The sequence below is a fragment of the Rhodococcus sp. MTM3W5.2 genome, from assembly GCF_001984015.1.
In the GTDB taxonomy this organism is placed as follows: domain Bacteria; phylum Actinomycetota; class Actinomycetes; order Mycobacteriales; family Mycobacteriaceae; genus Rhodococcus_G; species Rhodococcus_G oryzae.
The window spans coordinates 3,739,445-3,753,204 of sequence record NZ_CP019572.1 but is presented as its reverse complement, the minus strand read 5'-3'; the positions used below and the strand labels follow the sequence as shown (position 1 = coordinate 3,753,204).

Here is a 13,760-nt window from a genome sequence, read left to right as displayed (position 1 = left end):
GTGTCGCGTGGTCGCGGTGATGGTAGTGAGTCTGTTCGGCCTGAGTGGTGCCGTGCACGAGGTGGTGTCTGCGTTGTGTGCGGCCGGGCTCGATGTGCTCGACGAGGGGGCCGGCGCGGGAAGCGACGACCGCAGCATGCTGGGCGATCTCGCGGCCGAGTGGACGAGTGCGGTCTCACCTGCGCATGTCGGCGAGACGGACGGAACGCAGTTGTGGTGGGCGCTCGACGATGACGACATCGGTCCGTTGCGGGCTGCGTTCGAACCCATCCTTGCCGCGCACACTGTATGCGGTCGCGAACCGGGAACGGTGCCCGCCGATTGTGTCGCCTGGTCGGTCGCTTGCCACTTGTACACCGGTGAACACTGACTGAAACCGCTCTCGGCGACGGATCATGAGAACGAGGTCACGACCCCTTGTGGGTCGTGACCTCGTTCGTTGCCGTTCGTCAAACTGCCATGGTGCGCGAGGGGGACTTGAACCCCCACGTCCTGAGACACCAGGACCTAAACCTGGCGCGTCTGCCAATTCCGCCACTCGCGCGTGCCGAAACAGACTACTTCACGGCGTCCTCGGTGGGCGCGAGCAGCGTCATGAGCATGTCCAGCTGTTGCTCGCGTGAGGCGACCCCGAGCGTGTGGCCGACCATCCGCTCCTGTGAGGCGCGCATGAAACAGCCGCTGACGAGCGTGTAGGCGACCGTCTCCGGATCGACGTCGGCGCGCACGACGCCGAGGCGCTGCTGCTGCTCGAGGTAGGCGCCCATCATCGTGATCCCGCGATGCGGGCCGAGGTCGTTGTCCCGCATGTGCGTTCCGAGCGCCTCGCGCAGCTCGGCATCGGACTGTGCCGCGGTGAGCACATCCATCGCCGGGTCCAGGAACGCCTCGACCGCCGCCATGAACGCGGCAAGCGTGGCGCGCAGGTCGGGCCCGGCGAACCCGCGCTGATTGAGGTCGGCCAGCGGGCGCAGCCCCCGCTCGAACACCGCCAGCAGCAGGCCGAAACGGTCCGTGAAGTGGTAGTAGATGCTGCCCTCGGACACCCCGGCCCGCCTCGCGACCTCACGGGTGGTCAGCTTCGCGACGCCGCGTTCGCGCAGCACAGCGAGGGTGGCGGACAGGATCTCCTCGCGGCCGCCGGAGGGTGGCCTGCCGCGGCGCGGGGCGGGTGCGGTGGTCATGGTGAGCCGAGCCTACCGGGCGCGAAAAGATTCTTGAGCCAATGCTCAGAAATGATGTTATTTTTGAGTACACACTCAGGAAAGGGGTGGGTCATGGCTCGGAAATGGTGGACCCTGATTGCCGTATGCACAGGGGTGTTCATGCTCTTGCTCGACGTGACGATCGTGAATGTCGCGCTGCCCGACATCCAGCGCGAGTTCGGCGCCTCGCTCACCGATCTGCAGTGGGTGATCGACGCCTACGCGCTCACCCTCGCGGCCTTCCTGCTCACCGCGGGAACGATCGCGGACAAGTACGGCAGGCGGCTGGTCTTCGCGGTCGGCCTCGTCGTGTTCACCGTGGGATCGCTGCTCTGCGGGGTGGCCGGCTCGCTGGTGCTGCTGTCCGTCTCGCGCGCCATTCAGGGCGTGGGGGGCGCGATCATGTTCGCGACGTCCCTCGCGTTGCTGGCGGCCGCGTTCGCACCGCGCGAGCGGGGCGTCGCCTTCGGCGTGTTCGGCGCTGTCACCGGTGTGGCGGTCGCGGTGGGTCCGGTGCTCGGCGGGGCGCTCACGAGCGGGCTGTCCTGGCGGTGGATCTTCTTCGTCAACCTCCCGATCGGGATCGCCGCGCTGGCGGTGACGCTGCTGCGGGTGGACGAGTCGCGGGCGCCGACCGCGCACCGGGTGGACTGGGCGGGCTGCGTGACGTTCAGTACCGCGCTGGGCGCGCTGGTGTTCGGGCTGATCCGCAGCCACGTCGACGGCTGGGGGTCGGTCACGGTGGCCGGTTCGCTGGTGGCCTCCGTGGTCCTTCTCGTGGCCTTCGTCGTCATCGAAAAGACTTCGGCCGCACCGATGTTGGACCTCAGCCTGCTGCGGGTGCCGACCTTCGGTGGCGGGTTGATCGCCGCGTGGGCCATCTCCGCCTCGCTGTTCTCGCTGCTGACCTATCTGGTGATCTTCCTGCAGGGCATCCAGGGCTACTCGGCCGTCGAGACTGGGCTGCGGTTCCTGCCGCTGACCCTGGCGATCTTCGTGACCGCGGGGGTGGCAGGCCGGCTCAGCGACGTGGTCCCGGTGCGCTGGCTGATTGGCCCCGGGTTCGTATTGGTCGCGGCCGGACTGTGGCTGATGCGCGACGTCGACCCGGCCGGCAGCTGGACCCAGTTCGTTCCCGGCTTCCTCGTTGCGGGAGCGGGCGCCGGGCTCATCAACCCGCCGCTCGCCTCGACCGCGGTCGGGGTGGTCGAGCAGGACCGCGCGGGCATGGCCTCGGGCATCAACTCGACGTTCCGACAGGTCGGCATCGCGACCGGCGTCGCCGCCCTCGGCAGCCTGCTGGCCTCGCGGATGGACGACTCGGTACGAGCGGCCCTGTCGGAGGGTCCGCTCGCGGGCCGGGCGGGGGAGTTCGCGGACGCGGTCAGCAGCGGCAGCACCGCGTCGGCGATCGGTTCGCTGCCGCCCGAACTCCGTGGGCTCGCGGCGCAGGCCGCCGGCACCGGATACGCGGAGGCGCTCGATGGCATCCTGCTGATCGGTTCGGCGACCGCGGCGCTGGCGGCGGTCGCGACGCTGCTGCTCATCCGGTCCCGCGACTTCGTCGAGGCACCGGGGGAACCGGCGTCGGGTGAGGCGGAGGCCGTGATTCGGGTGTGACGTAAACCGAAGGCCCGCACCGGGATCGGTTCGGGCCTTCGGTGTGGATAGCGCGCCGGCTGCGTGTCAGCTCCCGAAGATCGCACCGATGTCCGCGAGGCTGCCGGAGCCCTCGAGGCGGGGGAGGGTGACGACTGTCGCCTTCTGTTGCACGGGGAATACGGTGCGGTCAGGGAAGCGCGTCATGTAGTCCGTAAGGCCTGGGTAGTCCGATATCCAGAAGGTGGTGGGGCCGGTGCCGAGGCCGCAGGCGGCCCATACGACATAGGTGCCGTCGGGGATGTCCGTCACGGTGTGTGTCACCGTGCCGGGATCGACCGCGTCAGTGGTGTACAGGAACGGTTGGTCGACGAAGACGTCGGCGGCCGGCGGCAACACCCAGCCCGGCGCAGGCGTCACCGCAGTCGTGCACGCCTGCGTGGCGCCCGAGTTGTTGGTGATCGTGTTGGTCACCGTCGATCCGTTCACCGTGTAGGCGAAGGTGACGTCGCCTGCCGAGGCCGCCGACGCCTGCGTGGGGGCCACAACGGCCAGCGGGATCGAAACCGCCGCAATGAGTGCAGCGCGAGAGGTCAAGCGCATGTAAGGGTCCTCCGACGTGATCGTGGCTGAAACAGACCAGACAGTATCGATCTTTACTTGCCCTGGGCGTGAAACCGACGGATCGGGGAGGGCCGGCCGCTCGGCGCAATCACCGCATGCCGGCAGGGCGCCGGTCGGGGGTCGACGAAAGCCGCGTCCGCTGGCGTCATTGTGAAGATCTGAATCTGCCATACGCAGGCCCTCGCGCGGCGACTCGGCGGGCTGTCGGGGTAGTCGGAACCGTGCGCGCTTTTCACCCCCATCGGGGTGCAACTCGCGCACGGGCGGCGGAGCCGCTGATAACGAGTTGGTAACGATCAATATGAGGGGTTCCTCAGGTTTTGCGCCGGGCCGTTTTCGGTCCGGCCAGCGCGTTCTCTCCTTACCCGCGAGTCACTTGTGAAGCCTAATTGTGACCTGCGTCACGCCTACTACCTGGTAGAACGCTTGTCCAGGTCGCAAACGTGAGGAAATCCTCACCATTCTGTGCGAGCCTGATCGCGTCCCCGAAGATCCGTCCGTGGCCTGCCGATGGCCGCGTGTGGCCCGAGATCTCGGTGGGCATCGACCAGGAGAGGACAGTCAATCGTGACGATCGACGAGAGCACGCCCGTGGGTAAGGGAAGCGGCACCGGAGGGTCGCGAATCTCTGCGCGCGCCGGGTCTCCGAAGTCCGCGCTGCGCGATCGGCTCGTGGCCGGTGAGCCGTACGCCCTCGCGTTCGGCGGCCAGGGCGCGGCATGGCTGGCCCCCCTCGAGGAGCTGATCCGCGACAACGGCCTCGAGCCCGACATGACCGACCTCGTCAACGAGGCGGCCGCCCTCCTCGCGCCCGTCGCGCAGGACCTGCTCGTGGTCCGGCCCGCGGGCTTCGACCCCATCGGCTGGATCCTCGAGCAGGACGTCGTGGACGAGGACGTGACCCCGGCCGGTCCGTCCGCCGCGGCGCTCACCTCCGCCTCGGTCTCGCTGCCCGGCGTCTTCCTCGCGCAGCTCGCGTCCCTGCGGTCGCTGCGCCTGCAGGGCCTCGACCCCGCCCAGCACGCGCCGGTCGCCGTGATCGGCCACTCGCAGGGGATGCTCGGCGTGCAGGCCGTCGCCGACGGCGGCGCCACCGACGGCTCCCTCCTGGCCATCGCGCAGCTGATCGGCGCGGCCGCGGTCCTGGTCGGCCGCCGTCGCGGCGTCATCGGCGGCGCCGAGCGCGCCCCCATGCTCGCCATCTCCGATGTGGACCCGGATCGCATCCAGGCCATCGTGGACGAGGTCGCCGCGGGCGTCGACGCCGAGCGCGCCGCCGTGATGGCCATCCGCAACGGCCGCCGTCGCGTCGTGGTCTCCGGCACCCCGGCGCAGCTGGCCCGCGTCCAGCAGCGGGCCGAGCAGATCGCCGAGGACGAGGCGCGCGAGCGCGACGCCAAGAAGCGCGGCGGCGCCGTGTTCTCACCGGTCTTCGAGCCGCTCGCGGTGGAGATCGGCTTCCACCACCCGGCGCTCGCGGATGCCGTCGACACGGTCGGCGCATGGGCCGTCCGCTGCGGACTCGACCCCGAGCTCGCCAGCAAGCTGGCCAGCCTCTGCCTCGTCGACCCCGTCGACTGGGTCGCGGCCGTCGACTCCGTGGTCGACGCGGGCGCGGCCTGGGTCCTTGACCTCGGCCCCGGCGACCTGCTCACCCGCATGACGGCCGGTTCGCTGCGCGGGCACGGCGTCGGCATCGTCGCGGCGTCCACGCGCGTGGGCCAGCGCCACCTCATCACCCCGGGCGCGGCGCCCGAGGTGGCGAAGGCCTGGAGCGAGTTCAAGCCGACCCTGGTCTCGCTGCCCGACGGCAAGGTCGGCGTCGAGACCGCGTTCACCCGGCTGACCGGGCGCTCGCCGATCCTGCTCGCAGGCATGACCCCGACCACCGTCGACGCGAAGATCGTCGCCGCGGCGGCCAACGCCGGCCACTGGGCCGAGCTGGCAGGCGGTGGCCAGGTCACCGAGAAGATCTTCACCGACCGGGTCGCCGAGCTGCAGACCCTGCTCGAGCCGGGCCGCGCGGTCCAGTTCAACTCGCTGTTCCTGGACCCGTACCTGTGGAAGCTCCAGCTCGGCGGCAAGCGGCTGGTGCAGCGGGCGCGCTCAGCGGGCGCCCCGATCGACGGCGTCATCGTCACGGCGGGCATCCCCGAGCTGGACGAGGCCGTCGCGCTGATCGAGGAGCTGTCCGAGGTCGGCATCGGCCACGTCGCGTTCAAGCCCGGCACGGTCGCCCAGATCCGCTCGGTCATCCGGATCGCCAACGAGGTCCCCGACTTCCCGGTGATCGTGCACATCGAGGGCGGCAAGGCAGGCGGGCACCACTCCTGGGAGGACCTCGACGACCTGCTCGTCACCACCTACGCCGAGCTGCGTGCCCGGCCGAACCTGGTGATCTGCGTCGGCGGCGGCATCGGCACCCCCGAGCGGGCAGCCGACTACCTGACCGGACGCTGGTCCACCGAGGCCGGCTACCCGGCGATGCCGGTCGACGGCATCCTCGTGGGCACCGCCGCCATGGCGACGCTCGAGGCCACCACCGCGCCTGACGTGAAGCAGCTGCTGGTGGACACCCCCGGCACCGCCGACTGGGTCGGGGCGGGCACCGCGACCGGCGGCATGGCCTCCGGCCGCAGCCAGCTCGGCGCCGATATCCACGAGATCGACAACGCCGCCTCGCGCACCGGCCGCCTGCTCGACGAGGTCGCCGGTGACGCCGACGCCGTCGCAGAGCGCCGCGACGAGATCATCGCCGCGCTCGACATCACGGCCAAGCCGTACTTCGGCGACGTCGCCACCATGACCTACGAGCGCTGGCTGCGCCGCTACCTGGAGCTGGCCGTCGGGATCGACTCGGCCAAGACGTTCGACTGCGGCACCGACTGGGCGGAGGCGTACGCCGACGCGACCGAGTCGGTCTGGCTCGACGGCACCTGGCGCGACCGCTTCGCCGAGATGCTGCGCCGCGCCGAGGCCCGGCTGCACCGCAACGACCGCGGCCCGATCCGGACCCTGTTCAACGACGAGCTGGTCCTCGAGCGCCCCGAGGCCGCGCTGTGCGCCCTCAAGGCCGCCTACCCGGACGCGGGCTCCGTCGTGCTGCACCCGGCCGACGTGCCGTTCTTCACCGCCCTGTGCAAGACCCCGGGCAAGCCGGTCAACTTCGTGCCGGTCATCGACAAGGACGTCCGCCGCTGGTGGCGTTCGGATTCCCTGTGGCAGGCGCACGATCCGCGCTACACCGCCGACCAGGTGTGCATCATCCCGGGCACCGTCGCCGTCGCGGGCATCACCGAGGTGGACGAGCCGGTCGGCGACCTGCTCGACCGCTTCGAGCGCGCCACCACCGACGAGCTGCTGGCCGCAGGTGCCGCGCCGACCGCCGTCGCGAGCCGCAGGCACGCGGCAACGGCCCGAGGCCTGCTCGGCGTCGTGCTGTCCGCGCCCGACGTGCTGTGGGCCTCGCGCCTGACCCGCAACCCCGTGCACCGTCTCGGTGACCTGGCCGACTGGACGGTCGACGGCGACAGCGCCACGCACGCCAGGACCGGTGCCACCCTGAACGTGGTGGACGCCGAGCATGCCGAGCTGACCGTTCCGCTGCTCGCCGACCGCGCCGTGCGGATCCGGATCACCGTGCCCGCCTCGACCCGCGACGGCGGCGCCCCGGTGGTGACCGCGGCGGACGCCGAGGCCGCCATGTCGGCGCTGCTCGGGGTCGCGGCAGGCCAGGACCTGCCCGCCGTCAAGAACGGTGTGGCGCGCGTCAACCTCGCCTGGGTGCCCGACCGGGTCGCCGACCACGCGGGCGTCACCGGTGCCGGGCTGCCCGAGTCGCTCGCCATCGGCGCCAGCGCGGTGCCGGACGTCGTCGTCGGTGCCTGCTGGCCCGCCGTGTTCGCGGTGCTCGGCGCCGCCACCACGGCCGAGGGCGCGCACGTCATCGAGGGCATGCTCGACCTGGTCCACCTCGACCACGCCGTTGACCTCGTCGGGGCGATCCCGACCGAGACCAGCGTGCTCACCGTGAAGGCCGAGTCCGTCGCCGTCGTCGACACCGACATGGGTCGCGTCGTCGAGGTGCACGTCGAGGTGGGGGCCATGCGCGAGCACGGCACCGCCGCGCCGACCTTCGCAAAGCTGGTGGAGCGCTTCGCGATCCGCGGTCGCACCGGTGCCGGTGAGCTGGCCGACCCGGCCCGCGCAGGAGGTTCGCTGACCGACGCGGTCACCGACACCCCGCGTCGCCGTCGCCGCCAGGCCACGATCGTCGCGCCGCGGCACATGGGCGCCTTCGCGGGCGTCTCGGGCGACCACAACCCGATCCACACCTCCGACGCGGCCGCGCTACTCGCCGGGCTCGGCAGCCCGATCGTGCACGGCATGTGGCTCTCGGCCGCCGCCCAGCAGGTCGTCACCGCCATCGACCCGTCGGCGGTCGTGCCGCCGCGCAGGCTGACCGCGTGGACCGCCCGCTTCCTCGGCATGGTCCGCCCCGGCGCCGAGATCGACGTCCGCGTCGACCGCGTCGCCTACGACGGCGGCGCCGAGGTCATCGAGGTCGGCTGCCGGGTGGACGGCGACCTGGTGATGGTCGCCTCCGGCCGCACCGCCGCGCCGAAGACCGTGTACGCCTTCCCCGGTCAGGGCATCCAGCGCCCCGGCATGGGCCTCGACGCCCGCGCCCGGTCCAAGGCCGCGCGGGAGATCTGGGACCGCGCCGACAAGCACACCCGCGAGGCGCTCGGCTTCTCGATCCTGGCCGTGGTCCGCGACAACCCGACCGCCCTCAAGGCACGCGGGGTCACCCACAAGCACCCGGACGGTGTGCTGCACCTGACCCAGTTCACCCAGGTCGCCATGGCCGTGCTCGGTGTCGCCCAGGTGGCCGAGCTGCGCGAGGCAGGCGCCTTCGTGGAGGACTCGCTGCTGGCCGGTCACTCGGTCGGCGAGTACAACGCGCTCGCGGCGGTCGCCGGGGTGCTGCCGCTCGAGGCAGTGCTCGAGGTCGTGTTCCAGCGCGGGTCCGCGATGCACGCCCTTGTGCCCCGCGACGAGGCGGGCCGCTCGAACTACCGTCTGGCCGCGATCCGGCCGTCGCAGATCGGCGTCGCCGACGAGGACCTCGCGGAGTTCGTGGCGGGCGTCGCCTCGGAGACCGGTGAGTTCCTCGAGATCGTGAACCTGAACCTGCGCGGCTCGCAGTACGCGATCGCGGGCACCGTCGCCGGTCTGGACGCGCTCGAGGTCGAGATCGACACCCGCCGTGAGGCTTTCGGCGGCAAGCGGGCCTACATCCAGATCCCCGGCATCGACGTGCCGTTCCACTCCACCGTGCTGCGCGGCGGCGTGGACGACTTCCGCGAACGGCTGCTCGCGCTGCTGCCGCAGGAAATCGATCCCGCGATCCTGATCGGGCGGTACATCCCGAACCTGGTGCCGAAGCCCTTCTCGCTCGAGCGTGAGTTCGTGCAGGAGATCGCCGATCTGGTGCCCTCGGAGCAGCTGGCCACGGTGCTCGCCGACTTCGATGCGCACGCCGCCGACCCGTCCGCGCTGACCCGCGTGGTTCTCGCCGAGCTGCTGGCCTGGCAGTTCGCCAGCCCGGTCCGGTGGATCGAGACGCAGGACCTGCTCTTCGGCGACGAGGCCGACGGCGGCCTCGGGGTCGAGCGCTTCGTCGAGATCGGTCTCGGCGCGGTGCCCACCGTGGCGAACCTGGCCTCGCAGACCCTCAAGCTGCCCGGTCGTTTCGGCAACCCGGTCGAGGTGCTCAACATCGAGCGCGAGGCGGGCATCGTCTTCTCGACCGACACCGACCCGGCGCCCGTCGAGGACGACGAGGCGAGCGAAGCGACGGGGAATGTGGCTGCGCCGGTGGCGGAAGCGGCCTCGGAGGCACCCGCCGCCGCGGCGGCGCCCGCACCCGTCGCCGCCCCGGCGGCGGCCACCGGCGGCCCGCGTCCGGACGACATCGCGTTCTCGGCCTCGGACGCCACCGCCGTGCTCATCGGACTGTGGACCAAGCTGCGTCCCGACCAGATCGGCCCCGTCGACACCATCGAGGCGCTCTGCGACGGTGTGTCCTCGCGCCGCAACCAGCTGCTCGTCGACCTCGGCGCGGAGCTGTCCCTCGGCGCCATCGACGGCGCGGCGGATGCCGACATGGGCTCGCTCGCGGTCACCGTCAACAAGCTGGCCCGCACCTACAAGCCGTTCGGTCCGGTGCTCACCGACTCGGTGAACGACCACCTGCGCAAGGTGTTCGGACCCTCGGGCCGTCGTCCCGCCGCGATCGCGGAGCGGGTCGCGAAGGTGTGGGAGCTCGGATCCGGCTGGGCCAGCCACGTCACCGCCGAGGTGGCGCTCGGCACCCGTGACGGGTCGAGTGTTCGCGGCGGGGCGCTCGGCGGCCTGCACGAGGGCGCTCTCTCCGACGGCGCCGCAGTGGACGCGGTGATCGACGCCGCCGTCCAGTCCGTCGCCTCCCGTCGGGGCGTCGCCGTGTCGCTGCCCGCCACCGGCGGCGGGGCAGGCGGCACCGTGGACGCGGCCGCGCTCGGCGAGTTCACCGAGCACATCACCGGCCGCAACGGCGTGCTCGCCTCCGCGGCCCGGCTGGTGCTCGAGCAGCTCGGACTGTCGGACGAGGTCGCCTCCGGCCCGGCCGACACCGACTCCGCGCTGGTGGACCTGGTGTCCGCGGAGCTGGGCTCGGACTGGCCGCGTCTGGTCGCGCCGGCCTTCGACGCACGCAAGGCCGTCCTGATCGACGACCGGTGGGCGACCGCCCGCGAGGACCTGGCCCGGCTGTGGATCGGCGACCACGCGACCGTGGTCTCCGTGACCGAGGCGGACTTCACCGGCGCAGGCAGTGCCGTGGCCGCGCATGCGGATTGGTGGCGTCAGCGCGCCGAGGCCGAGGGCCGTGAGGAACTCGTCCAGGTGTACGCCGACATCGCCGCGGCGGCGGCCGTCACCGATGACGAGCCCGGCGTCTGGGCCGACCAGGTCGCGGTCGTGACCGGCGCCAGCAAGGGGTCCATCGCGGCCTCGGTCGCCGGTGGCCTGCTGCGCGGCGGCGCGACGGTCTTCGTGACCACCTCGCGCCTGGACTCCGAGCGGCTCGGCTTCTACCGGAAGCTGTACCGCGCCAACGCCCGTGCCGGCGCAGCCCTCTGGGTGGTGCCCGCCAACATGGCGTCCTACGCGGATGTCGACGCGCTGATCTCCTGGATCGGTGAGGAGCAGACGGAGACCGCCGGCGGAGCCAAGAAGCTGGTCAAGGAGGCCGTCACCCCGACGATGCTCTTCCCGTTCGCCGCGCCCCGGGTCGGCGGCGAGCTCTCCGACGCGGGCGCCCGCGCCGAGATGGAGATGCGGGTCCTGCTGTGGTCTGTCGAGCGGCTGATCGGCGGGCTGTCGAGGATCGGCTACGACCGCGACGTCGACACCCACCTGCACGTGGTGCTGCCGGGCTCCCCGAACCGGGGCCTGTTCGGTGGCGACGGCGCCTACGGCGAGTCGAAGGCCGCGCTCGACGCGGTCGTCATGCGCTGGAACGCGGAGCGGACCTGGGCCGAGCGCGTCACCCTCGTGCACGCGCTGATCGGCTGGGTGCGCGGCACCGGGCTGATGGGCGGCAACGACCCGATGGTCGAGGCCGTCGAGGCCAAGGGTGTGCGCACCTGGTCCACCGACGAGATGGCCGAGCAGCTGCTGGCCGCCTGCACCAAGGAGACCGTCACCGCGGCCGCCGCCGCGCCGGTCCAGCTGGACCTGACCGGCGGTCTGGCGGAGGTCGACCTCGACCTGGTGGCCCTTGCCCGCGAGGCGGCCGACGCCGAGAAGGCGGCGGCCGAGGAGCCCGAGGAGGACACGGCCGACACCGTCGACGCGCTGCCCGCGCCGCCGCGGATCGGGGACGCCCCGGCCGCGCCGTCGTGGCCCGAGTTGGACGTGAATCCGTCCGACCTGGTGGTCATCGTCGGTGCCGGTGAGCTCGGACCCTACGGCTCGTCCCGTACCCGCTTCGAGATGGAGGTCGACGAGCAGCTCTCGGCGGCAGGCGTTCTCGAGCTGGCATGGAACACCGGTCTGGTCACCTGGGAGAGCGACCCGGTCGCGGGCTGGTACGACACCGAGACCGGTGAACTCGTGCCGGAGGCGGAGATCGCCGAGCGCTACCACGACACCGTCGTCGAGAGGTGCGGCATCCGCACCTACGGGGACGAGGGCGCCATGGTGGACAACACGGCCCCGCTGCTGACCTCCGTGTTCCTCGACAAGGACCTCACCTTCGTGGTCGGCAGCGAGGCGGAGGCCAGGGCCTTCGTCGAGTCCGACCCCGAGCACACCGTCGCTGCGGCCGTGCCTGACAGCGGCGACTGGCAGGTCACCCGTCGGGCCGGCACCGAGATCCGGGTGCCGCGCAAGGCGAAGCTCACCCGCACGGTGGGCGGGCAGATCCCGACCGGATTCGACGTCACCAAGTGGGGCATCCCCGCGGACATGGCCGGATCGGTCGACCGGGTCGGCCTGTGGAACCTGGTCACCACGGTGGACGCGTTCCTCACCGGTGGCTTCACCCCGTCGGAGCTGCTGCGCTGGGTGCACCCCTCCGCGGTGGCGAACACCCAGGGCACAGGCATGGGCGGCATGACGTCCATGCGCTCGCTCTACATCGACACCCTGCTGGGCGAGTCCCGCGCGAACGACATCCTGCAGGAGGCCCTGCCGAACGTCATCGCGGCGCACGTCGTCCAGTCCTACGTCGGCGGCTACGGCGCGATGGTGCACCCGGTCGCGGCCTGCGCCACGGCGGCGGTGTCCGTCGAGGAGGGCGTCGACAAGATCCGGCTGGGCAAGGCGCAGCTGGTGGTCGCGGGCGGGTTCGACGATCTCGGCATCGAGGGCATCGTCGGCTTCGGCGACATGTCCGCGACGGCGAAGTCGGAGGACATGCTGGCGAAGGGGATCGACGAGCGTCGGTTCTCGCGCGCCAACGATCGTCGGCGCGGCGGGTTCGTCGAATCCGCTGGCGGCGGCACCATCCTGCTGGCGCGGGGCGACCTGGCGCTGGAGATGGGACTGCCGGTGCTCGGTGTGGTCGCGTGGGCCGGCTCGTTCGCCGACGGCGTGCACACCTCCATCCCGGCCCCCGGGATCGGCGCGCTCGGTGCCGGACGCGGCGGCCAGGACTCGCAGCTGGCGCTCTCGCTCAACGCGCTCGGTGTCACCGCGGACGACATCTCCGTGGTGTCCAAGCACGACACCTCCACGGCCGCAAACGATCCGAACGAGGCCGAGCTGCATGAGCGGCTCGGGGCGGCGCTGGGTCGCAGCGCGGGGGCCCCGCTGTTCGTGGTCTCGCAGAAGAGCCTGACCGGGCACGCGAAGGGTGGCGCCGCGGCGTTCCAGCTGATCGGCCTGTGCCAGGTGCTCGCCAAGGGCGTCATCCCGCCGAACCGCAGCCTGGACTGCGTGGACGAGAAGATGACCGAGTTCTCGCACCTGGTCTGGCCGCGCGAACCGCTTCGCTTCGGCGAGCGGCTCCCGCTCCGGGCGGGCCTGCTGACCAGCCTCGGCTTCGGTCACGTGTCCGGCCTGATCGCGGTGGTACACCCGCAGGCGTTCGTCGAGTCGATCCCGGCGGCCGCGCGTGCGGACTACCTGGCGAAGGCTCAGGAGCGCACGATCGCCGGGCAGCGTCGACTCGCGTCGGCGATGTGCGGGGGAGCGGACCTGTACGAGCGGCCCGCGGACCGTCGCTTCGGCGGGGATGCGGTGCCCGCGAAGGCGGCTCGTCAGCTCGAGGCGGACGTGCTGCTGCACGAGCAGGCCCGGCTCGGTGCCGACGATGTCTACCGATCCGGATTGCCGGGGTGCCAGTGATGGCCATCCTGGGAATCGGATACGACCTGGTCACCGTCACCGAGTTCGCGGAGCAGATGAACCGTCCGGGAACGGCCATGCTGTCCAGCTTCCGGCCGGGGGAGCGCCGCTACGCGGAGTCCAAGAGCCCCGACCCGGCCCGCCACTACGCGGTGCGCTGGGCGGCGAAGGAGGCGGTGATCAAGGCATGGGCGTCGTCCCGGTTCGCCCGTCCGCCGTCAGTGGGTGACAACGCCTACGCGCAGATCGAGGTGGTCAACGACGCGTGGGGCAGGCCGAGCATCAAGCTGCACGACGAGGCCGCGGAGTTCCTGCCCGGCGCCATCATCCACCTGTCGCTGACCCACGACGGCGACATGGCAGGCGCCATGGTCGTCATCGAGGAACCCGACCTGGTGGTGCCGGTCGCCGACTAGGCGAACGGACGACGGATTG

At 71.6% G+C, this 13,760-nt stretch carries 6 protein-coding genes and 1 tRNA gene; 4 read left to right on the top strand and 3 right to left on the bottom strand.

Annotated features, from left to right (window positions below; translation table 11 throughout):
- Positions 1 to 7 precede the first annotated feature (7 nt).
- Positions 8 to 370, top strand: coding sequence for a hypothetical protein (locus BTZ20_RS17150; protein WP_145982327.1), 363 nt, complete (start codon positions 8 to 10; stop codon positions 368 to 370).
- A 90-nt stretch (positions 371 to 460) separates the two neighbouring features.
- On the opposite strand, the gene BTZ20_RS17145 is transcribed toward BTZ20_RS17150, so the two are convergent.
- Positions 461 to 544: transfer RNA gene (locus tag BTZ20_RS17145), tRNA-Leu, on the bottom strand.
- A gap of 13 nt (positions 545 to 557) precedes the next feature.
- Positions 558 to 1,184, bottom strand: coding sequence for a TetR/AcrR family transcriptional regulator (locus tag BTZ20_RS17140; protein ID WP_077042195.1), 627 nt, complete (start codon positions 1,182 to 1,184; stop codon positions 558 to 560).
- 141 nt (positions 1,185 to 1,325) lie between these two features.
- Here BTZ20_RS17140 and BTZ20_RS17135 point away from each other — a divergent pair, with 141 nt between their 5' ends.
- Positions 1,326 to 2,825 carry an MFS transporter gene (locus BTZ20_RS17135; protein ID WP_411269079.1) on the top strand — a complete coding sequence of 500 codons (1,500 nt, stop codon included), beginning with the start codon at positions 1,326 to 1,328 and terminating at the stop codon, positions 2,823 to 2,825.
- Positions 2,826 to 2,891: 66 nt separating this feature from the next.
- Here the strand turns inward: BTZ20_RS17135 and BTZ20_RS17130 are convergent, their stop codons facing one another.
- Positions 2,892 to 3,407 (bottom strand): hypothetical protein, encoded by a 516-nt coding sequence (locus tag BTZ20_RS17130; RefSeq protein WP_077042193.1) that lies wholly within the window; start codon positions 3,405 to 3,407, stop codon positions 2,892 to 2,894.
- A 588-nt stretch (positions 3,408 to 3,995) separates the two neighbouring features.
- Here BTZ20_RS17130 and BTZ20_RS17125 point away from each other — a divergent pair.
- Entirely contained in the window at positions 3,996 to 13,325 is a 9,330-nt protein-coding gene (locus tag BTZ20_RS17125) for a type I polyketide synthase (RefSeq protein WP_077042192.1), read from the top strand.
- Positions 13,325 to 13,741 (top strand): holo-ACP synthase, encoded by a 417-nt coding sequence (locus BTZ20_RS17120; RefSeq protein ID WP_077042191.1) that lies wholly within the window; start codon positions 13,325 to 13,327, stop codon positions 13,739 to 13,741. Before BTZ20_RS17125 ends, BTZ20_RS17120 begins: the two co-directional genes overlap by 1 nt.
- Positions 13,742 to 13,760 lie beyond the last annotated feature (19 nt).

Coding starts and splice junctions, on each gene's coding strand:
- BTZ20_RS17140 (WP_077042195.1), bottom strand. CDS start 1,184: ATGACCACCGCACCCGCCCCGCGCCGCGGCAGGCCACCCTCCGGCGGC.
- BTZ20_RS17135 (WP_411269079.1), top strand. CDS start 1,326: ATGCTCTTGCTCGACGTGACGATCGTGAATGTCGCGCTGCCCGACATC.
- BTZ20_RS17130 (WP_077042193.1), bottom strand. CDS start 3,407: ATGCGCTTGACCTCTCGCGCTGCACTCATTGCGGCGGTTTCGATCCCG.
- BTZ20_RS17120 (WP_077042191.1), top strand. CDS start 13,325: ATGGCCATCCTGGGAATCGGATACGACCTGGTCACCGTCACCGAGTTC.